Here is a 19,970-nt window from a genome sequence, read left to right on the forward strand (position 1 = left end):
GCTTAAGCCTTTTCCACATTGACCAGATGCCGCAGCCAAGGCAGCAAGTCGCTCGCCAACATGCCTCTTTCCCCCGCTTCCGCGGCTTTATCACCTGCGGTTCCATGCAGGCTCACCCCCATCCGCGCAGCATCAGACAAACTCAAACCTTGGGCAATCAGGCCCGCAATGATGCCAGTTAAGATATCGCCCATCCCCCCCGAAGCCATGCCAGGGTTTCCCGCCGTACAAATAGTGCAAGGTTGGTTCTTCTCTCCAATAAGGGTTCCAGTCCCCTTCAAGACACAAACGCCGTGAAATTTTTCTAGTAACGCCTGCAACGCGGCAAAGCGATCCGCCTGAATTTCAGAACTTGTACATCCCAGCAACCGCGCCGCTTCCCCGGGATGGGGCGTTATAATCCAGTTTTCCCGGAATTTAGGACTTTGGGCCAATAAATTCAGGGCATCTGCATCCATGACCATGGGCAAGCCGCTATCACAAATGGGTTGCAACATACTCCGGGCCCAACCAGATTGTCCCAGTCCAGGACCAATCGCCACCACTGTGGCACGCCCCAAAAGCGCTTGCAGTTCAGTGGTGGTTTCCACGCCGTGACACATCAGTTCCGGCCGGGTTGCATTCAGATGCGCCGCATGCGCCCCCCGCGAAGCAATGCTGACCAACCCGGCGCCAACCCGGGCCGCAGCCTCGGCTGCCATTCTCACGGCCCCGGTAAACCCTGTATCTCCGCCAATGATTAACACATGGCCGAAATGCCCTTTATGGGCAGTTTTTGGGCGGGGAGGCAGTAGATTTATATATCGGCTTTGCAAATAAGCAGCAGGGACCTGGTATTTCAGCACCTCTTCCGGCACCGCCAAATCGGAATAGTAAATCCGTCCGCAAACTTCTGGTCCATCGCCGGTAAATAGCCCTTGTTTCAATCCGATAAAAGTAACCGTTGCATCCGCCTTGACCGCTTTCCCCATTGCCACGCCGCTATTGGCATGCAAACCAGAAGGGATATCAACCGCCACAACCCCGCCATTAAAGCCATTGATCATTGCGATGGTTTGGGCATAGACACCTGACACCTCCCGGTCCAACCCGGTCCCCAGCAAGGCATCCACAACTATATCAAAATCCTCCAATCTTGAAGGCACCCCCTCTGACACCCGCCCACCGGCCTGACGGTAGGCTTCGCAGGCTACAAGGGCATCCCCTTTTAAGCCCTCCGGGGAGCTTAAGGAAAACACCTGGACTTGGAATTTTGCATCCAGGGCAAGTCGGGCGACAACATAACCATCTCCCCCATTGTTTCCACTGCCGCAGAGAACCGCAATCTTCCTGGCGTCGGGCCACCTATCCTGAATCACCTGAAAAACTGCCCACCCTGCCCGTTGCATTAACACATAACCTGGGATACCAAGGTCTTCGATGGCATAACGATCCATCGCTCGTACTTGTTCGGCCAAAAATAGCGTCCGGGGTAATTCAGTCGTCACTATGGAATGAAACATGAAGCCATTCTCCTTTGCCATAAGATGAGAAACGTTAATGCGGTTATTACACCAGCGGTTACCTTTGCGTATTTTAACGATCAGGATTTAGGAAGCGGCATATTTCCTGAATGATCTCGCGCCCCTTAAGCACCTCTGATCCATTCGTCCATGAATTGCCAAAGGTCGAAAAACCAAAAGCGTAATTTTTGTTTTTCTCACAAGATCAATCGCTTATCGCAACTGATTTTGGCGGCACATCCTTGTGCCGCAGCAAGCTCGGAATAAATCAGAACTTACCTCATTATGAAACCTTAAAAGTTGCCATACAAATTTCATGGGGCTTGAGAGGCTAAGAGCCTTTTCTTCTCCCTTCCCCGATCATCCAGGCCGATTACGGAAAAATTTATTTTGAAATATTCACCCCAACGACGCTAATATTCATTATCGATTCACTTTTTAAGTTGGATTAATTAATTTCCAATTATGGCACTTGATGCCAGTGGAGAGAAAAGACCACCTCATCAGTTTGTTAGGGTTTTCTCCTTTTTTGGTTATGGTACGATTCTGCTAGAAACCATCCCTGAACTTTAAGGTCCCACAAGGACATTTTATCTTGACCATATCATGTGGAGGGCGCCATGACTGAAGCCGATCCCATTGTAGGTAATTGGTATCTGGATCGTGATACCAACCAAAAGTTTGAAGTCGTCGTCATTGATGAAGATGCGGGTACCATCGAAATTCAATATTTCGACGGCAACGTGGATGAAATTGACGCAGACGTATGGCCAGAAATGAATCTCGAACCCATTGAAGAACCCGAAGACTGGACCGGTCCTATCGATGATATGGAAGCCGACGACATCCAATTTTCCGAGATGGGTCTGGAAGAGGGCGAAGAGGAATGGAGTGACGATAGTTTCCCGACCGAGGGGGATGAAGACGCCTTTCACGAAGAAAGATAAGTAAAACAACCTTATAGAGAGTCCTATGCCTTCATTTGACATCGTTTCCGAAGTAGATTTGCACGAAGCCGCCAACGCGGTGGATCAAGCCAACCGCGAGGTGAGCACCCGCTTTGATTTCAAGGGTTCAGGCGCGCGCTTCGAGCTGGAAGGAGAGCAAATCACCCTGCATGCTCAAAATGACTTTCAGCTCAAACAAATGCTCGACATTCTGCAAATGAAACTGAGCAAACGGGGCGTCGATATCGCCTGCCTGGATATCGGCGAACCTCAAATCAGCGGTCAAGCCGCCCACCAAACGGTGATTTTACGCCAGGGCATCGACAAGGAACTGGCAAAAAAAATCACCAAACGAATCAAGGATACCAAGTTGAAAGTGCAAGCCAGCATCCAGGGAGAAAAAGTGCGGGTGACGGGCAAAAAGCGCGATGATCTTCAGAAGGTGATTCAAACCCTGCGCGAAGCGAAACTGGATTTGCCCCTCCAGTTCATCAATTTTCGTGATTGATGGTCTCCTCCACGCGCTTTTCAGCCGTCATCAAAGACCGTATCGAAGCCAGGCTAAGGTTTCTCTACGGCGCCCAACAAGCACCTCGGCTGACCCTGCAACTATTGGAGAAGCTGCAAGACTTCCGCCCCCAAACACCCCGCTCAAATGATAAACGCTGGAACCAACAGGACAATGTTCTCATCACTTATGGCGATAGCCTGCGTCAATCAGGTGAAAAACCTCTGCAAACCCTGCACCGCTTTTTGAAGGAATATTTGAGCGGCGTCATCGATAGCGTTCACATTCTTCCCTATTTTCCCTATAGCTCTGATGACGGCTTCGCTGTGATTGACTACACCCGGGTCAACCCGCGGTTGGGCACATGGGAAGATATCGAGACCATTGCCCGGGATTTTAAACTGATGACCGATCTGGTCATCAATCACGTCTCCAGCCAACACCGATGGTTCCAAAACTTTCTAAAAAACCGGGACCCTGGCCGGGATTATTTTATTGAAGTGGATCCGGACACCGATTTATCCATGGTGGTGCGTCCCCGCACGCATCCCCTGTTGACCCGCTTTGAAACAATAAGGGGCCCCAAATGGGTGTGGACGACTTTCAGCGCCGATCAAATCGATGTCAACTTTCAAAACCCGAAAGTTTTATTTGAGTTTCTGGATATATTGCTACTGTATCTAAACAAGGGATCGCAGAAGATCCGCTTGGACGCCATTGCCTATCTTTGGAAAAAAATCGGCACTCCTTGTATCCACTTGCCGGAAACCCACGAAGTGGTCAAGCTTCTGCACGATGTCGTGGATCAAGTCGCCCCCGCCACGGTGCTTATTACTGAAACCAACGTCCCCCACCAGGAAAACATCAGTTATTTCGGCAACGGGGACGAGGCCCATGTGGTCTATCAATTCCCCCTGCCGCCGTTGGTGCTCCACGCCTTTTACCATGCCGACGCCCGCCGATTGACCGATTGGGCGAAACAATTGGAACCACCCCCGGCAGGCTGCACCTTTTTGAATTTCCTCGCCTGTCACGACGGCATCGGTCTCAGGCCCCTGGAAGGACTGGTTCCCCAAGCGGAAATCAACGCTTTGGCGGAAGCCATGAAAAGTTATGGCGGACTGGTTTCCATGCGCACCAACCCGGATGGCAGCCAGTCGCCCTACGAACTCAACATCACCTGGTTCAGCGCCATGCAAGGCACCTGCCACGGACCCGACGAATTCGCCGTGCAGCGATTCTTGTGCAGCCACGCCATTATGCTGGCGCTGCAAGGCATTCCCGCCGTGTATATTCTTAGCTTGTTCGCCACCCCCAACGACACTGAAGGCGTCGAGAAAACCGGCGCGCCCCGGGCCATTAACCGGCACAAATGGTCCTGCGAAGAACTGCTGCCACTGTTAAAAAACCCCAAAACGCCCCAAGCCCAAGCTCTCAAAGAGTTGACCCGGTTGCTTTCCTTGCGCCGGAGGCAACCGGCCTTTCATCCAGACAGTCCACAAACCATTCTGGATTTGGGGGCGGGAATAGTTGCGGTAAAACGGCAAAGTCAAAAAGCTTCCCAAACCATTTTGGCTTTGCATAATGTTACACCCAATCGCATAAAGCTCAGATTACCCGATGGTATCTGGTACAACCTTTTAAATAATCACCGTGCAAGCCTTACACTCACTCTTCATTCTTATCAAGTTTTTTGGCTATTGGAGCAATCGAATGGTAAGCCCTTCCCAACCTAGGAACTCCTCTAGACCTAGACGATACAAACCGATAGAAAAACAGTACAATGACTGATGACTATTGATCTCTAAGTTTATTAAGCCGAGAAGTCAAGAGATTAATAAAATACGTGATAAATCTAATTAAAAATAGAACAAAGAAATATACAATAAAAATATTCGCAAAAAAAACAGTAAATGAGAAACTTTTAATCCTATTCTCCCATATACTCATAATAGGGTACTTCCTAGGAAATGAGGGAGGATCATAATGCAATTCCTGAATTAAAAAAGGAAAAGGGCGCCCTAGCTCAACATTTTTCATTTGCTGTTGACTTTCAACAGAAACCGGTATAGCGAGACTTAACACAACCAACAATATGCTTATAAAAAAAATGACACGATAAGTATTTTTTTTCATAAGCTTCAATAAACAGGTCCCCAGGCATATTTCCCTGGGACACTGCTATTCCAGGCAGGAACCAATATTTTATTCTCCGTACCAAAACTACACCATGTAGAAGTGCAACCGCTAGGGACTCTGACGCCCAACTGCGCGTTTAACTTGAATTTATCAGAATCCACGGTTCCAAACGAGGTAGCAATAAAGGTAGAATGCCATTTACCTGCTTCAATTCGATAGGCAACCGCCGCACCTATTGTAAAAGCAATTTCTTTTTCCTCGCATTTTGTCAAACTTGCGTCGAGCCACGTATCTAAATAGCTTCTGAAGATCATCACGATTTTTGCCAGTCACCCGCACTTTTTCCACCTGGATACTGGCTTGCACCTTCAACTTGCTATTCTTGATCCGTTTGGTGATTTTTTTGGCCAGTTCCTTGTCGATGCCTTGGTGTAAGGTGACAGTCTGGCGGGCAGCTTGACCAGTGATTTGGGGTTCTCCGGTATCCACGCAGACAATATCAATGCCCCGTTTACTCAGCTTCATTGGTAAAATATCGAGCATTTGTTGGAGATGAATTCACGTTTATTAATTTTCTTTAGCGCTGTCTTTTTTGCAAGCATAATCCTTATTCTCTTGGTTAAGCAAAAAAACATCCTCCCCCCCAGAACCAACAATAATGCAATCATCAACACCCTTGCTGACGATGATATCGAAGGCTATGCCAAAGTGCTCTCCCCCAGGGCCTTTGCTTTTCCCGCCGATCACGGCCCGCACGACAATTACAAAAACGAGTGGTGGTATTTCACCGGAAATCTGAAAAACGCCAGCGGGCGCCGGTTTGGTTACGAGTTGACCTTTTTCCGCATCGCCTTGTCTCCCGACAAGCCCCAATCCCGGTCGGCATGGCGCACCAATCAAATCTACATGGCCCATTTCGCCCTAACCGACGCTGGTAGGGGCCGTTTTCATGCCTTTGAGCTTTTCAGCCGGGATGCTGTGGGTTTGGCAGGGGCGGGCAAGGAAAAACTGCATATCTGGTTGGATGATTGGTCAATTACGCCAATCGAGGGCACGGATTTTCCCTTGAGGCTCCAGGCCCAAGAAAAGCAAATCCGCCTAGATTTAAAACTATCCTCCGCTAAACCCATCGTCCTGCAAGGCAATCGTGGGTTTAGCAAAAAAAGCGACGGCCCGGGCCAAGCCTCCTATTATTATTCCTTCACCCGTCTGCCCACCACAGGCATCATCCAAATCGGCAAGCACCTCTATTCTGTGACGGGCAATAGCTGGATGGACCGGGAATGGAGCACCAGTTCCCTCTCAAAACGGCAAGCGGGATGGGACTGGTTGGCGCTGCAACTTTCCGATGGTTATGACCTGATGTATTACCGCCTGCGTCTTAAAAATGGGCAAACTGATCCCCACAGTGCCGGCACCTTGGTGGACCCCAAGGGCATTCCTGTGCGGCTCGGTCACCAGGATGTGGTAATTCAGCCCCTGGCCACTTGGAAATCCCCCAAAACGGGCATTGAATATCCTATCCAATGGCGTCTGCAAATACCCAAACGAGCATTGGACGTTTTAATCGAAGCCATTATTCCCAATCAGGAGCTGAATTTGGCCTTTAAATATTGGGAAGGTGCCGTCAATATCCATGGCAGACATCGAGGCAAACCCATCGGCGGCCAAGGATATGTGGAACTAGCTGGTTATCGTCAATGAAACCGCTTCATCACAGATTTTCGATAAACGCCCGGATTCTACCAGCCGCTTCCCGGCAGATTTCCAAGGGATGCACCCAGGCGATACGTACATAATTCCGGCCGGGATTGATACCTTCCGCCTCCCGGGATAAAAAGCTTCCCGGCAACACCGTCACATTCTGCTGCCGAAACAAACCCCGGGCAAATTCGGCATCATCCATGGGGGTGCGCAGCCAGAAATAAAATCCTGCCGGCGGCACCGTCACAGGCAACACCTCTGACAAAATTAATTTGGCGGCTTCAAACCGGGCCCGGTACTGCTGCCGGTTTTTCTCCACATGACCCTCATCCCGCCACGCCGCGATACTGGCATGCTGTGAGGGCAGCGGCATGGCGCAGCCATGATAGGTGCGGTATTTGAAATAGCGGGCCAGAATTTTACTATCGCCCGCAACAAATCCGGACCGCAACCCCGGCGCGCTGGACCGCTTGGACAAGCTATGGAATGCAACACAGCGGGAATAAGCGTCATTGCCCATGGCTTTGGCGGCTTGCAGCAACCCTGTGGGGGCTTCATCGCCGTACAGTTCGCTGTAACATTCATCGGAGGCAATCACAAAATCAAAACGATGGGCCTTTTCTATCAGAGATTGAAGTATTTTCAGGCCGATAACCTGACCGGTGGGATTGGAAGGCGTGCAAAGATACAGCAATTGACAGCGGCGCCAGACCGAATCGGGCACCGTTTCGAAATCCGGCAACCATCCGGTCTCTTCCGTGGCGTTAAGATAAAAGGGTTTGGCGCCGGCCAGCAACGCCGCTCCCTCATAAATCTGATAAAACGGATTAGGCATCAACACCAGGGGTTGATCCGCCGGGTCAATTATCGCCTGGGCAAAGGAAAACAACGCCTCACGGGTCCCATTGACCGGCAATACTGCGGTGTCGGGGTCAATCCCCCCCTCCCCTAACTGGAATCGGCGAATCAACCAATTGGCAATTGCTTCACGCAATTCCGGCAACCCCCGGGTCAAGGGGTATTTGGCCAAGCCGTGCAGATGACTGATAATAGCTTCGGCAACGAAATGGGGCGGCGGGTCTTGGGGCTCGCCGATGGACAAAGCGATATGGGGCTTGTCCACCGGCGGCTCTATCCCTTCTTTGAGCCGGGCCAGTTTTTCAAAAGGATAGGGTTGCAAACAATCAAAGCGTGGATTCATAAGATGGTGTAATTTTATAAATGAGCAAGGTACTACCGATATAAGTCTGCTTCTACAAGAAAGATGACTTGTAACTTATTGAATGTACGAAGCATAAATTTCTACTGCTACCCTTGATCGTTGTTTTCGTAATATTATAGGTGATTCAGACTAAGTGATTCCACCTTCCATAACTCTCATAGTTTACCCGTATATTCATTCCCACCAAACAGCAAATAAATAAAATTATCAATAAAACAAAGATTGAAAGCTGAAGCAATGTTTGCGCAAAGCTTAGAAGCCAGGCAAGTTATATCCGTCCCTAGAAATATAAATAGTAGATATATTACTTCCATTATCTTTTTCTGAAGCATGTACAGAAATATCAGATTTCCATCCTAATTGGAGAGAAAACCGATCAATAATTGCATCTAAAGCTATATTTGATGAGCTCTCTAGTACAATCTTGCAAAAAGAAAACTGGCAATAAATATCAGAAACATCGACACCTTCAGGAAGTATTTTATCAAAGGTTTCTATAATTGTACCAGCAGCATTCTTGCTCCATTGAGTATCTACCGGTTCATTAGTTAAGGCGGACTCCAGTGTGGCAAGATCAGTTGTACCGTCATCTTCTTCTACATCATCAATTCCTTCATCAGTATCCTGAGCAACATGAGCCATTGTTCCAGTACCATTTACCAAATTAGATAAGACTTTAATATTATTTGAATTAGCATTTACCAGCCTACGCAATTGCTTTTGCTCTTTTATAATAGCATCTAATTCTTTTATAATATAATCTAATTTTGAATCCTCACTTAACTTTAAATCATTGGCACGGGACGAGTGACCGCCCACATCAGCCCCTTTATTGGAAAATAAATTTACAATTTCAACGTCTTTATAATACAAAGTATATGCAACTATAAACACAAACCCAAGCGCTATGTATAAAAACCTAATTGCCATTATACCATATCCTTATAAACTAATAGTTACTAATCCAAAGGTTACCCTTAAAAATATTTCAAGGGTAACCTCAATTAAAATAATTAACTGTATAAAATATTACAGTTTTTCATTGATTCTGTATACACGGATGCCTGATCTACGATTGCGAAATTTACCAGGCACTTTACAACGCAAAACATAATATCCATTGGGAAATGATTTCAAACCCTGAAAGGCTATATTACCATCTGCAGAATTATCAGTTTTCTGAATTACCCGTCCACCATGGAATTTCATGGATTTTAATGTACAAGTAATATTTTGAAAGGGATGTCTATCAATCCCCTTAACTACTGCTGTAGTTATTCCATTCCTTTGACCTTTCATGACATCTCTTACTATTGGGCACGTCCATATTTGAGGGGAATTGCTATTGTTGTATAAAACACCTGTAGTATTATTAACAACCTTAGCACCTTGTGCAGGTAAACACATAGTACCGGGATAAGTTTTACCATCTTGATTCAAATTAGCAACTATACCCCCTACTGTAGGGACAGCAGCCACAGCTACAGAAGACGTTAAAACAAAAGAAAATGCCCCACTTATAATGCAAAGAATTGAATATTTCATAATAATACACCATTAGAGTTAATGTGATATACGCACGCGATTTTAAAAAAATCGCGCACAAATTTTAATTTAAATAAAAAAATAATTCTGTTAAAAATTACCAAAAGAATATAATTAATTTATTATTTATTAATTTCAAGTTTTTTGAATTTTCTAGCAAATAATTTGGCGTAACACCTTTGTGCACGTAGCGAAAATCTCATCGTCATATTCCTTTCCTCCCTTCTAAAATGTACACTGAATACCTACAGCAATAATAATGAGGTGTTCCCATGTCAGTAGAAACCCATGTCCTTGACCGCTATGCCGAAGGCGCCAAAGAACGCCAAGATGCTTTGTGTTGCCCAGTGGACTATGACCGGGATTTGTTGAAACTGTTGCCCCAGGAAATCATCGAAAAAGACTATGGCTGCGGCGACCCTTCCCGCTATGTTCGTGAAGGTGACGTCGTATTGGACCTGGGATCCGGTTCCGGCAAAATTTGCTATATGGCCGCCCAGTTGACGGGACCCACGGGATACGTGATTGGCTTGGATATGAACGATGCCATGTTGGATCTTGCCCGCAAATATCAACCAGAGATGGCGGAAAAACTGGGGGGCGACCGGGTACGCTTTGTGAAAGGGCTAATTCAGGATCTGGCGCTGGATGTGGCGGCGCTTGACCGATATCTGGCGGAACACCCGATCCGCGCTCACGAGGATCTATTGGCTCTGAAAGCCTGGCAAGCCAAGCAAAAAAAGGAACGCCCCCTGATTGCCAATAATTCCGTGGACTTGGTGATTTCCAATTGTGTTTTGAATCTGGTGGACGATGCTGACAAAAGACAATTGTTCCAGGAAATTTTTCGGGTCGTCAAACCCGGTGGCCGGATAGCGATTTCAGATATTGTCAGTGACGAGCCGGTGCCGGAATCATTGAAGCAAGATCCGAAGCTTTGGAGCGGCTGCATATCCGGTGCTTTGCAGGAACATGACTTTCTACAGGGATTTGCAGACGCGGGGTTTGTGACAGTCACCCTCGACAAATGGGGAGATACGCCTTGGCAAGTGGTGGAAGGCATTGAATTCCGCGCGGTGACGGTCACCGCCGTCAAGCCGACAGGATCTGACTGTATCGATTATGGCCACGCAGTCATCTATAAAGGCCCTTTCGCAAAAGTCCATGACGATGAAGGTCACGTTTTTTACCGCGGACAAAGGATGGCGGTATGCGAGCGCACCTTCCGCTTTCTTACCGAAGGACCGCTCAAGCAGGATTTCGTTGGTATCGCGCCAGCCCAACCAGGCAAAGGAAAAGCATGGTGCGCGCCGCCGGGCACGCTGCGGGCGCCGGAAGAAACAAAAGGCGGTACAAGCCGGGGCGGAAACGGGGGCGGTTGCTGTTAAGCGCCGTCAGTGTAACGGTTCATGGCCCCTGGAATCCATAAATTTCAGGGCGCCGAGCCAAAAATCCCGAAAACGCTCAAATGGAATAAAATAATCCTTGTCTTGTTTACGGCGGCGATAGCTCAAATTTACCCGCAGGCCAAACCCAAAAGCCTCTTCGTTAGTTTCCGGGAGACGGCCGATATCGCGCGCCATCCAATCCAACTCCCTGGCAACATCGTTGATGTGGGCCTGAACGCTGCGGTCGCTGCCAGGATGAATCTGGATTTGTTCGCTAATCAACAGGGCCAAGGCGGCTATTTTTTCAGTGGCAGGTTCCGCCTTGGCGCAAACAGAAACCGCTTCATTCACCAAACGCATCCGGAAAATCTCGGAAAATTCCTTAAAATCCTTTTTTACCAGGGCGGGAAACAATATGGCATAGCGGCTGTTAAGCTCCATAGCAATCACACACTTGCGCCGCAAGATAAGCACCCGGTGCGCATACCATTGCATAGCCTGGGGGTCAACCGAAGCCTCTATCAAAAAAGGCTTAAGATCAGACGCCAGGGTTTTGGAAACATGAAGTTGAATCATAGAATGCATTGTCCATGAAGAAAGCTCGACAGACAACCTCAAAAAAGACTAAGTCAGATGACAGACTTCTCCATTATCATTCCCGCTTATCAAGAAGCGGAAACCATAGAAACCTGCCTGAAATCCCTGCAACTGTTGCGCGATAGGGCGGAAATCATTGTGGTGGATGGCGGCAGCCATGACAATACCGTTGAATTGAGCAAGCCTTGGGCAGACCGGGTCATACTAGCGTCCAGGGGCCGGGCCCGGCAAATGAATGCGGGAGTGGCACTAACCCAAGGTGAAATATTGATCTTTTTACATGCCGACACCCGTTTGCCCCCCGGCGCCTTGGAGGCCATTCATCAAGGCCTTCAGGGTCACCGCCAGTGGGGAAGATTTGACATCGAGTTGGAGGGAAAGCCGCCTTTTTTAAAGGTCATCGCCAGCATGATGAATCTCCGCTCCCGCCTCTCCGGGATTGCCACCGGGGATCAAGTGATTTTCGTAAAAAAAGAGGCTTTCGAGAAAGCCGGCGGCTATCCTGACATTCCCTTGATGGAAGACATAGCGCTCAGCAAGCGCCTTAAGCAACTGTCCAACCCCTTATGCCTCCGACACAAGGTAACCAGCTCGGGCAGACGATGGGAAGCTTTCGGTGTCGGCAGAACCATTTTGCTTATGTGGTGGTTGAGGTTGCTGTATTTTATCGGTATTTCTCCCGCCAATTTGGCGGCCCTTTACCAATCCGGCAGATTTCTCATGCCCCACTCAAAAACCGGCTGCCATGAAAAGCGCCCTGATACTTTTCACTAAAGCACCGGTTCCAGGCGAGGTAAAAACCCGTTTAACGCCGGTTTTGAGCCCGCAACAAGCCGCCGCCCTGCAAGCCCGCCTCACCTTTAACCTGATTGAATTACTAGCAGGCAGCGCTATCGCGCCTATCCACTTATATTGCCACCCAACGATTCATCACCCCTTTTTTCAGGCCTTGGCAAAACGCTTTGCCCTGTTCCTGCACCCGCAACAAGGAGCGGATTTGGGGGAGAAAATGCATCATGCATTCGAAGAAATGTTGGGACTGGGATACCGACAAGCGCTGTTGGCCGGTTGTGACAGTCCTTCCCTGACGGTGGCCGACTTTCGCCAGGGTATCCAGGCTTTAAACCAAGGCAAGGATATTGTATTGGCGCCCGCGGAAGACGGTGGCTACGTCATGATCGGCCTCAGGCGCCCCTGCCGGGATTTATTCACCGCCATGCCTTGGGGGACTGAGGCGGTCCTTTCCGAAACCCGGCGCCGGATACGTCAATTCAATCTCGATTGTTTCGAACTGCCCCTCCAATGGGATCTGGACCGGCCGGAAGATTGGCGCCGGTGGCGCACAACCTAATCATTCACAAAAAGTTCTTCGTATAATTCAAAAATATCTCGCTTGATATGACAAAGAGTTCCTAAAACTTTATCTGCCAACGCAAGATTACCCTTAACTGCCGGTATTCCTCATCGCTGACACTATCGCGCCATACGGGCACCGCCAAAAAACGACCATTTTGCAAGCGGAAGTGGAGCAGGGTTAACCAGCGGCTGGTCCAGGTGGAAGGTAATAATTTGCCTGTTTTGGTTTGCTGATAGCGGGTCACTAGCGTCCAGGTTTCACCGTCAGAATGAATCTGGTTTATTTTCGGGTATCGGGATTGCCGCCAGGCAAGCATGGCGCTGACAATCAAAATCATGCTCATGATTGAAACAATCCCAATTGACCAAGGCGAAAGCCAAACGGATGCTATCGCCAAGGCATGGGCTAATGTCAGAAAATAACGCTGCCAGTGGGATCCTTGCAGATTAAGCTGAAAGTTGATGGAGGAATCAGTCAAGCGCCCTAATTTTTTGGATCAATGATGCCAATGGCTGCTCGGGACAAGGTTGGCCGTAAATCAACCACGCTGCTAATTGGGGATCTGGCTGGTCTAATAACTTTTTGAAAGCCCGCTTTTCTTCCGCACCAGCGGCAGGGAAGCTAGTTTTGAAATACCTTTGCAGCAGGACATCCAATTCTTGCATTCCCCGGCGGCACCGCCAATAGAGTTTGCGGTCTTCAGCGTTCACTTTTAAAGTGATTCAAGATCCTTTGTTTAGCCTCTTCGGACAGGTGCACAGGAGGGAGCCAGTCTTCTGCGGAGGATTTTTGAATGACCTTTTGCATCATGCGCAACTGCATCCGGTATTTCCTGCACATGCCACATAAAGCAAGATGCAGACGCAAAGCCAGACGTTCCCGCCACGGCAACTGGGTATCCATGGATTTGGAGACGAGCTCTGTGGCCTCTTTACAGGAAAGCATGACTATTCATCCTTCCCGGAATGACCGAAGCCAGCCTGTTCGAGACATTGACGCAGTCGAAAACGCATTCTTGATAACATAACCCATACATTGTTGGTCGAGGACACGGGCATTTGTTTACATATTTCTTCGCCGCTCAAACCCTCGACTTCGCGGAGAAAAAACAGATTCCGAAGGCGGGTCGGTAAATGATCGACGCAACGCTGCAGGGCTGCTTGCAATTGTTCCTGATAAAGATCTAGCTCCGGGTTTCCCCACGCTTGCGGGGCTTGGCGCCAATGCCCCCTTTCATCAAAATAGCGGTCCAGATCCAATCCCAATTCCTCTATCGATAATGGCGATTGTTTACGGAAATGGTCGGCGATTTTGTGCTTGAGAATGCCTACCAGCCAAGTGCTCTCCGCCGATTGCCCGGTATAACGGTCCCGGCCGCGCCAAGCCGCCAGCAGCGTGTCCTGAACCAAGTCTTCCGCTACTGATGTATCCCCAACCCGGCCAACCGCATATCGAAACAGCAAATCACCGTATTCATTGAGCCAGCGCTCTGGATCGGTTGCCTGGGTCATCCCTTGCGTTCAAGCAGCAACTTTTTGATTTCGGCAATGGATTTGGCTGGATTGAGCCCTTTGGGGCAGGTATCGGTGCAGTTCATGATGGTGTGGCAACGATAGAGTTTGAATGGATCTTCCAGAGCATCCAGGCGCTCGCCGGTCATTTCGTCGCGGCTGTCGGCAATCCAGCGGTGCGCTTGGAGCAAGGTCGCAGGGCCCAGATACTTATCGCTGTTCCACCAATAGCTGGGACAGGCAGTGGAGCAACAAGCACAGAGAATGCAATCGTAAAGTCCATCCAGACGGCTGCGTTCTTCCTCGCTTTGCAAGCGCTCGCGGTCTGCCGGAGCGGGAGTGACCGTTTGCAACCACGGCTCTATGGAAGCGTATTGAGCGTAAAAATGGGTCATGTCCGTGACCAGATCCTTGATCACCTGCTGGTGAGGCAGCGGATAAATAGTCAGCGTATCGCCATAATCGTCAATCGCTTTAGTGCAGGCCAAGGTGTTGCGGCCATTGATATTCATGGCGCAAGAACCGCACACCCCTTCCCGGCAGGAACGGCGGAAAGCCAAACCGGTATCCAGCGTGTTTTTGATCTGGATCAAAGCATCCAGCACCATGGCGCCGCATTGTTTACGGTCTAGCTGGAAGGTATCCAGGCGGGGATTTTCGCCAGAATCCGGATTCCAGCGGTAAACCTTCACCGTGAGAATTTTTTCCGCTTCGGAAATGGAAGAAACTTCTTTACCGGGCTCAACCCGTGAATTGGGCGGCAGACGCAATTGCACCATAGTTAATAAACCCTCGGCTTGGGTGGAATCGGTTCGACGGTCAAAGGTTGCACGTGTACCGGCCGGTAGGCGATGCGCAGCTTCTGGTCTTCACTCAACCAAATCATGGTATGTTTGAGCCAGTTTTCATCGTCACGGTCAGGATAATCCTCCCGGGCATGGGCACCGCGGCTTTCGGTACGATTTAGCGCGGCAGCTACCGTCACCTGGGCTTGTTCCAGAAGATTTTTCAATTCCAGCGCCTCGAGCAGATCGGTATTCCAGATTAAAGAGCGGTCGGCAATGCCGATGTCGTTATAACTGGCGTGGATTTCAGCAATTTGATTCAAACCTTCCGCCAACACTTCCCCCGTTCTGAAAACCGAGGCATGGCTTTGCATGCAGCGCTGCATGTTTTCCCGCACCTGGGCGACTTTCAAGGGACCGCTGGCGTGGCGTAACCGGTCAAAACGGTCAAGCAAAGGATAGAGAATATCTTCGGGCAACGGACGGTGAGGACGGCGGGGTTTGACCAATTCCGCGCAGCGGATGGCGGCGGCGCGGCCAAACACCACGATATCCAATAAGGAATTGGAACCCAGGCGGTTAGCGCCGTGAACGGAAACGCATGCCCCCTCGCCAATGGCCATCAAACCGGGAACCGCCACCTCGGGATCATCCCCTTGGAAGGTGACCACTTCGCCATCGAGGTTGGTGGGGACGCCGCCCATGTTGTAATGGGCGGTGGGTATCACCGGAATAGGTTCCTTGGTAACATCCACCCCGGCAAAAATCTTGGCGGTTTCAGCAATGCCAGGCAGGCGGCTGTGAATAATCTCGGGATCCAAATGTTCCAGGTGTAACAACAAGTGATCTTTGTGGAGGCCAACGCCCCTGCCCTCGCGGATTTCAATGGTCATGGCCCGGCTCACTACATCCCGGGAAGCCAAATCCTTGGCGTGAGGCGCATATTTTTCCATGAACCTTTCACCCTCGGAATTGGTAAGGAATCCCCCTTCCCCGCGGACGCCTTCGGTAATAAGACAGCCCACGCCATAAATGCCGGTGGGATGAAACTGGACAAACTCCATATCCTGAAGCGGCAATCCAGCCCGGAGCACCATCGCATTACCATCCCCGGTGCAAGTGTGGGCCGAGGTGCACGACAAATAGGTCCGGCCATAACCGCCGGTGGCCAATACGGTCATGTGGGCACGGAACAAATGCAGGCTGCCATCTTCCAGGCACCAGGCCAAGACCCCGCGGCATACCCCCTTTTCATCCATTACCAGATCCAGAGCGAAATATTCAATAAAAAATTCCGCCTGGTGCTTGAGGGACTGCTGATAAAGGGTGTGGAGAATGGCGTGACCAGTTTTGTCCGCAGCGGCACAGGTACGTTGGGCTGTGCCCTCGCCAAAATGGGTAGTCATCCCGCCGAAGGCGCGCTGATAGATTTTCCCTTCCGGGGTACGGGAAAATGGGACACCATAGTGTTCCAGCTCGATGACGGCGGGAATGGCTTCCCGGCACATATATTCGATGGCATCCTGATCCCCCAACCAATCCGAACCCTTGATGGTATCGTACATATGCCAGCGCCAATCATCTTCTCCCATATTGCCGAGCGCCGCGCTGATCCCGCCCTGGGCGGCGACCGTATGGCTGCGGGTGGGGAAAACCTTGGTGATGCAAGCGGTTTTCAGACCCCGAGCGGCAATCCCCAGAGTCGCGCGCAATCCGGCGCCACCCGCACCGACGACGACTGTGTCGTAGGTGTGGGTAATGATTTCATAACTTTTTTTCATGGGTGTTTCAGGTATTCGCGACTTAACGTAATATTGCCCACAAGGCTGTTACCGCCAGCAAGGCCCATAAAAAACGGAGCGTGATAAGACTGGCGAGCTTGACGCCACTATGATGCACATAATCTTCAATGACCACTTGAAACCCCAGTAAACCATGATACAAGGCCGCCCAAAGATAGGCGATGAGTAATATGGAATTCCAGGGGCGGGAAAGCCACATCACCATTTCTGAATAATTCAACTCAGGAAGCTTGACCAAAAACACGACAAACCACAGTGATAATGGAATCAACGCCACTGCCGTCAACCGCTGTAGCCACCAATGACCTGTGCCGCTTTTGGCTGACCCCAGTCCCCGAGCTTTTCCCAGGGGTGTTCTATATTCCATTTTTTCCTTCAAAACAGCCATACCACAATGGATAAAATTAACGCCACAGCTAATTCTACAATGCTGTGTTTGTTCAACGCTTCCCTTTCAAATCCCCATCCGATATCCCACAACAGATGGCGAATGCCGTGATTAAAGTGTACAAACAAGGCCAAGGTCCAGAGCCAAAGGCAAACCCGGCCAAGCCAGGTTTGCAGAAAACCCCGTATGGCCTCATAGCCCACAGGATCGGTCACGATTTGAAATAGTACCCATACGACAAAGATCAACCCCAAACTTAAAATCACTCCGGTGATACGGTGGGTGATGGATAGCATCGCCGTCAAGGGCAGCCGATAGACTTGCAGATGGGGAGAAAGCGGACGGGCGGAAGGGTTGGATTGGAGTTTTGACATTTTAGAAATCGATGCAACGGCCATTCTTTTCCCAATCGCCATAGCGGGTAGGGTCTAATGGCTGAAGCGGTAGTTGTTCTTGGTTCTCATGGGAACAAGGTGATTCTTCAACACCTTCGGGCTTCGGCTGCTTGGCTTCTTCTGGGTTTTGAGTACGCATCTGCCTTGTTGTCATTGTCGCGGACGTCAGTAGCATCGTCCTTAATAAATACCGGCCTTGGCCTAAGTGAGCTAAACGGAAAGAAAAATCCGCTACTGAATCAAAGGGAATTGTATGCGGTATCGAGGTGATTCTCAACCAGATTTGAAATCGGCTTAGGCTTACTGATGCCATACCCTTGCGCCAAATCCACCCCAATCTCCCGCAAGTTGGCCAAAATCTCCCCGTTTTCCACAAATTCTGCAATGGTGAGTTTCCCCATGATATGGCCAATTTCATTGATGGATTTCACCAAGGCGTAATCTATGGGGTCATTGGCGATATCTCTAACGAATCCGCCATCGATTTTCAAATAATCCACAGGCATATGTTTGAGATAACCAAAAGAAGACATGCCGCTGCCGAAGTCATCCAAAGCAAAACAACAACCTAATTCTTTCAATGCTTGAATCATTTCCTTGGCTTGAGAGAGGTTGGCAATGGCCACGGTTTCTGTGATTTCGAAACAAATTTTGACAGCGGGAATGCCGGTGACTTTAAACTGGTTAGTCAAAAACGCCAAAAAGTGCGGGTCCGAAACCGAAATACCGGAGATATTTATTCCCGCCAAATGCAACTCCCGCAAATGCGCGGGATGCGCGGCAAGCCATTGGAAAAAATGCTGGATTACCCAGCGGTCGATCAGGCCCATCAAATCGTAACGTTCGGCAGCCGGCAAAAACGCGCCTGGCGGCACCAGATCGCCTGCTTCATCCCGCATGCGGAGCAGGATTTCGTAATGGGTAAGAGTTTTGCTACCTTCTCGAACAAGCTCAATGGTCTGATAAAACAGCTCAAAAGCATTGCGTTCCAAGGCCCGGTGAATCTTGGCTACCCAATTCATTTCCTGGCGTCGCCGGGCCAGCTCTTTGTCGTCAGGTTGATAGACATGGACCCGGTCACGCCCCCTGTCTTTGGCCGCGAAACAGGCCTGATCTGCAGCCGCCATGATATCTTGGTGGTTTTGCTGTCCGCCGCGGAATGGAACTAGGCCGATACTGACCCCAACAGAAAAAGTATTACCATGCCAAAGAAAACGGTATTCCTGCACCGCCTGACGGATTTTTTCCGCACAATGCAATGCCCTGTCAAGAGGACAATGGGGCAGGATAATGGCGAATTCATCCCCTCCCAATCGAGCAATGGTATCCCCGGCGCGCAACCTCGATTGCATCAAGGAGCTGAGCTGACATAACAACGCATCTCCGGCGGCATGGCCGCAAGTATCATTCACCACCTTGAATTGATCCAGATCCAAGTAAAGCAAAGCGTGTTCAGACCCATCTCGATCGTTAAAAGGATCTTCCAACAGATGCTGTATCTTGAGTTCAAAGGCATTGCGGTTCATCAGACCGGTCAGGGGATCATGGGTTGCTTGATAATTGATTTTTTCCGCCATTTGCCGCTGTTCTGTTACGTCATGAAAGACCAAGACAGCCCCTAGGATTTGTCCATCTTTTGATCTAATTGGCGCGGCAGAATCCTCGATGGCGAATTGTTCGCCCTCCCGGGTAATAAGCTTGGTGTGGCCTTCCAACAAAACCACCTTGCCCGTAGACAACGCGCGGCTAACGGGATCATTGACTATTTTGTCGCCACTTTCTCCATCGACAATAAAAAAAACTTCGCTGATTTTTTTTCCCTCGGCTTCATGCTGCGGCCATCCAGTCAGCTGTTCAGCGATTGGGTTGATGGTCTTAACGATTCCATTATGGTCGGTCGTAATGACGCCATCCCCAATGGAGTGCAAGGTCACCTCGGCCAGCTCCTTGGATTCAAATAACGCCTCGTTTGCTTGCCTCAACTTCTCTTTTTGTGACTTCAGTTCCCGCATTGTTTGGGTAGTACGGTTAACAGTTTCCGCCAGCAAACGAATTTCACGGCTGCCCGATGGCTTAATCGAACTCTCCAAATCTCCGGACGATAAAGACAGCACACGTCGATAAATTTTTTTCAAGGGTCTGACAGCCAACCAATGGACAATGAGAAGAATCAGTATCGT

General features: G+C 49.6%; 22 protein-coding genes. 7 read left to right on the forward strand and 15 right to left on the reverse strand.

The annotated features are described in order from the left end of the window. Window positions 1-2: 2 nt before the first annotated feature. The gene (locus AXA67_09110) at window positions 3-1,502 is read right to left on the reverse strand and encodes a bifunctional ADP-dependent (S)-NAD(P)H-hydrate dehydratase/NAD(P)H-hydrate epimerase (protein ID KXJ40458.1); all 1,500 of its coding nucleotides are present in this window, start codon (window positions 1,500-1,502) and stop codon (window positions 3-5) included. Window positions 1,503-2,122: 620 nt separating this feature from the next. On the opposite strand from AXA67_09110, the gene AXA67_09115 reads away from it, so the two are divergent. The 3 genes from AXA67_09115 to AXA67_09125 are packed head-to-tail and all read left to right on the forward strand — an operon-like array spanning window position 2,123 to window position 4,693. Next, the gene (locus tag AXA67_09115) at window positions 2,123-2,449 is read left to right on the forward strand and encodes a hypothetical protein (GenBank protein KXJ40459.1); all 327 of its coding nucleotides are present in this window, start codon (window positions 2,123-2,125) and stop codon (window positions 2,447-2,449) included. A 25-nt stretch (window positions 2,450-2,474) separates the two neighbouring features. Then, window positions 2,475-2,957, forward strand: a complete 483-nt coding sequence (locus AXA67_09120; GenBank protein KXJ40460.1) for a YajQ family cyclic di-GMP-binding protein — start codon at window positions 2,475-2,477, stop codon at window positions 2,955-2,957. Next, window positions 2,957-4,693: an alpha-amylase gene (locus tag AXA67_09125; GenBank protein KXJ40461.1), complete on the forward strand. Its 1,737-nt coding sequence runs from the start codon at window positions 2,957-2,959 to the stop codon at window positions 4,691-4,693. The genes AXA67_09120 and AXA67_09125 overlap by 1 nt, the downstream gene beginning before the upstream one ends. A 58-nt stretch (window positions 4,694-4,751) precedes the next feature. Here the strand turns inward: AXA67_09125 and AXA67_09130 are convergent, their stop codons facing one another. After that, complete coding sequence (locus AXA67_09130) at window positions 4,752-5,102, reverse strand: hypothetical protein (GenBank protein ID KXJ40462.1); 351 nt, start codon at window positions 5,100-5,102, stop codon at window positions 4,752-4,754. Between the two features lie 201 nt (window positions 5,103-5,303). After that, on the reverse strand, window positions 5,304-5,639 hold the full coding sequence (locus tag AXA67_09135) for a hypothetical protein (protein KXJ40463.1): 336 nt from the start codon (window positions 5,637-5,639) through the stop codon (window positions 5,304-5,306). A gap of 9 nt (window positions 5,640-5,648) precedes the next feature. Between AXA67_09135 and AXA67_09140 the strand changes: the two genes are divergently transcribed. Beyond that, complete coding sequence (locus AXA67_09140; GenBank protein KXJ40464.1) at window positions 5,649-6,800, forward strand: hypothetical protein; 1,152 nt, start codon at window positions 5,649-5,651, stop codon at window positions 6,798-6,800. Window positions 6,801-6,810: 10 nt separating this feature from the next. Here the strand turns inward: AXA67_09140 and AXA67_09145 are convergent, their stop codons facing one another. Then, window positions 6,811-8,001 carry a succinyldiaminopimelate transaminase gene (locus tag AXA67_09145; protein ID KXJ40465.1) on the reverse strand — a complete coding sequence of 397 codons (1,191 nt, stop codon included), beginning with the start codon at window positions 7,999-8,001 and terminating at the stop codon, window positions 6,811-6,813. A 273-nt stretch (window positions 8,002-8,274) separates the two neighbouring features. Continuing rightward, window positions 8,275-8,952 carry a hypothetical protein gene (locus tag AXA67_09150; protein KXJ40466.1) on the reverse strand — a complete coding sequence of 226 codons (678 nt, stop codon included), beginning with the start codon at window positions 8,950-8,952 and terminating at the stop codon, window positions 8,275-8,277. A gap of 887 nt (window positions 8,953-9,839) precedes the next feature. On the opposite strand from AXA67_09150, the gene AXA67_09155 reads away from it, so the two are divergent. Next, window positions 9,840-10,955: a methyltransferase gene (locus AXA67_09155; protein KXJ40467.1), complete on the forward strand. Its 1,116-nt coding sequence runs from the start codon at window positions 9,840-9,842 to the stop codon at window positions 10,953-10,955. A 6-nt stretch (window positions 10,956-10,961) separates the two neighbouring features. On the opposite strand, the gene AXA67_09160 is transcribed toward AXA67_09155, so the two are convergent. Next, entirely contained in the window at window positions 10,962-11,540 is a 579-nt protein-coding gene (locus AXA67_09160) for a hypothetical protein (protein KXJ40468.1), read from the reverse strand. A gap of 48 nt (window positions 11,541-11,588) precedes the next feature. Here AXA67_09160 and AXA67_09165 point away from each other — a divergent pair, with 48 nt between their 5' ends. Beyond that, entirely contained in the window at window positions 11,589-12,326 is a 738-nt protein-coding gene (locus tag AXA67_09165) for a glycosyl transferase (GenBank protein KXJ40469.1), read from the forward strand. Continuing rightward, window positions 12,298-12,903 carry a hypothetical protein gene (locus AXA67_09170; protein ID KXJ40470.1) on the forward strand — a complete coding sequence of 202 codons (606 nt, stop codon included), beginning with the start codon at window positions 12,298-12,300 and terminating at the stop codon, window positions 12,901-12,903. The genes AXA67_09165 and AXA67_09170 overlap by 29 nt, the downstream gene beginning before the upstream one ends. A 61-nt stretch (window positions 12,904-12,964) precedes the next feature. Here the strand turns inward: AXA67_09170 and AXA67_09175 are convergent, their stop codons facing one another. From AXA67_09175 to AXA67_09215, 9 genes are all read right to left on the reverse strand, one after another. Continuing rightward, on the reverse strand, window positions 12,965-13,387 hold the full coding sequence (locus AXA67_09175; protein ID KXJ40471.1) for a hypothetical protein: 423 nt from the start codon (window positions 13,385-13,387) through the stop codon (window positions 12,965-12,967). Next, window positions 13,380-13,619: a hypothetical protein gene (locus AXA67_09180; protein KXJ40472.1), complete on the reverse strand. Its 240-nt coding sequence runs from the start codon at window positions 13,617-13,619 to the stop codon at window positions 13,380-13,382. The genes AXA67_09175 and AXA67_09180 overlap by 8 nt, the downstream gene beginning before the upstream one ends. After that, window positions 13,609-13,854 carry a hypothetical protein gene (locus tag AXA67_09185; GenBank protein KXJ40473.1) on the reverse strand — a complete coding sequence of 82 codons (246 nt, stop codon included), beginning with the start codon at window positions 13,852-13,854 and terminating at the stop codon, window positions 13,609-13,611. The genes AXA67_09180 and AXA67_09185 overlap by 11 nt, the downstream gene beginning before the upstream one ends. 2 nt (window positions 13,855-13,856) lie before the next feature. Continuing rightward, window positions 13,857-14,420: a hypothetical protein gene (locus AXA67_09190; GenBank protein ID KXJ40474.1), complete on the reverse strand. Its 564-nt coding sequence runs from the start codon at window positions 14,418-14,420 to the stop codon at window positions 13,857-13,859. After that, window positions 14,417-15,199 (reverse strand): succinate dehydrogenase iron-sulfur subunit, encoded by a 783-nt coding sequence (locus tag AXA67_09195; GenBank protein KXJ40475.1) that lies wholly within the window; start codon window positions 15,197-15,199, stop codon window positions 14,417-14,419. The genes AXA67_09190 and AXA67_09195 overlap by 4 nt, the downstream gene beginning before the upstream one ends. Window positions 15,200-15,201: 2 nt before the next feature. After that, entirely contained in the window at window positions 15,202-16,986 is a 1,785-nt protein-coding gene (locus AXA67_09200) for a fumarate reductase (protein ID KXJ40476.1), read from the reverse strand. A 22-nt stretch (window positions 16,987-17,008) separates the two neighbouring features. Then, entirely contained in the window at window positions 17,009-17,374 is a 366-nt protein-coding gene (locus AXA67_09205) for a succinate dehydrogenase (GenBank protein ID KXJ40649.1), read from the reverse strand. Window positions 17,375-17,382: 8 nt separating this feature from the next. Further along, a complete protein-coding gene (locus AXA67_09210; GenBank protein ID KXJ40650.1) occupies window positions 17,383-17,778 on the reverse strand; it encodes a hypothetical protein in 396 nt (131 codons plus the stop codon). Window positions 17,779-18,029: 251 nt separating this feature from the next. Beyond that, window positions 18,030-19,802: a diguanylate cyclase gene (locus tag AXA67_09215; protein ID KXJ40651.1), complete on the reverse strand. Its 1,773-nt coding sequence runs from the start codon at window positions 19,800-19,802 to the stop codon at window positions 18,030-18,032. Window positions 19,803-19,970: the final 168 nt, after the last annotated feature.

This window comes from Methylothermaceae bacteria B42 (genome assembly GCA_001566965.1).
Lineage (GTDB): Bacteria > Pseudomonadota > Gammaproteobacteria > Methylococcales > Methylothermaceae > Methylohalobius.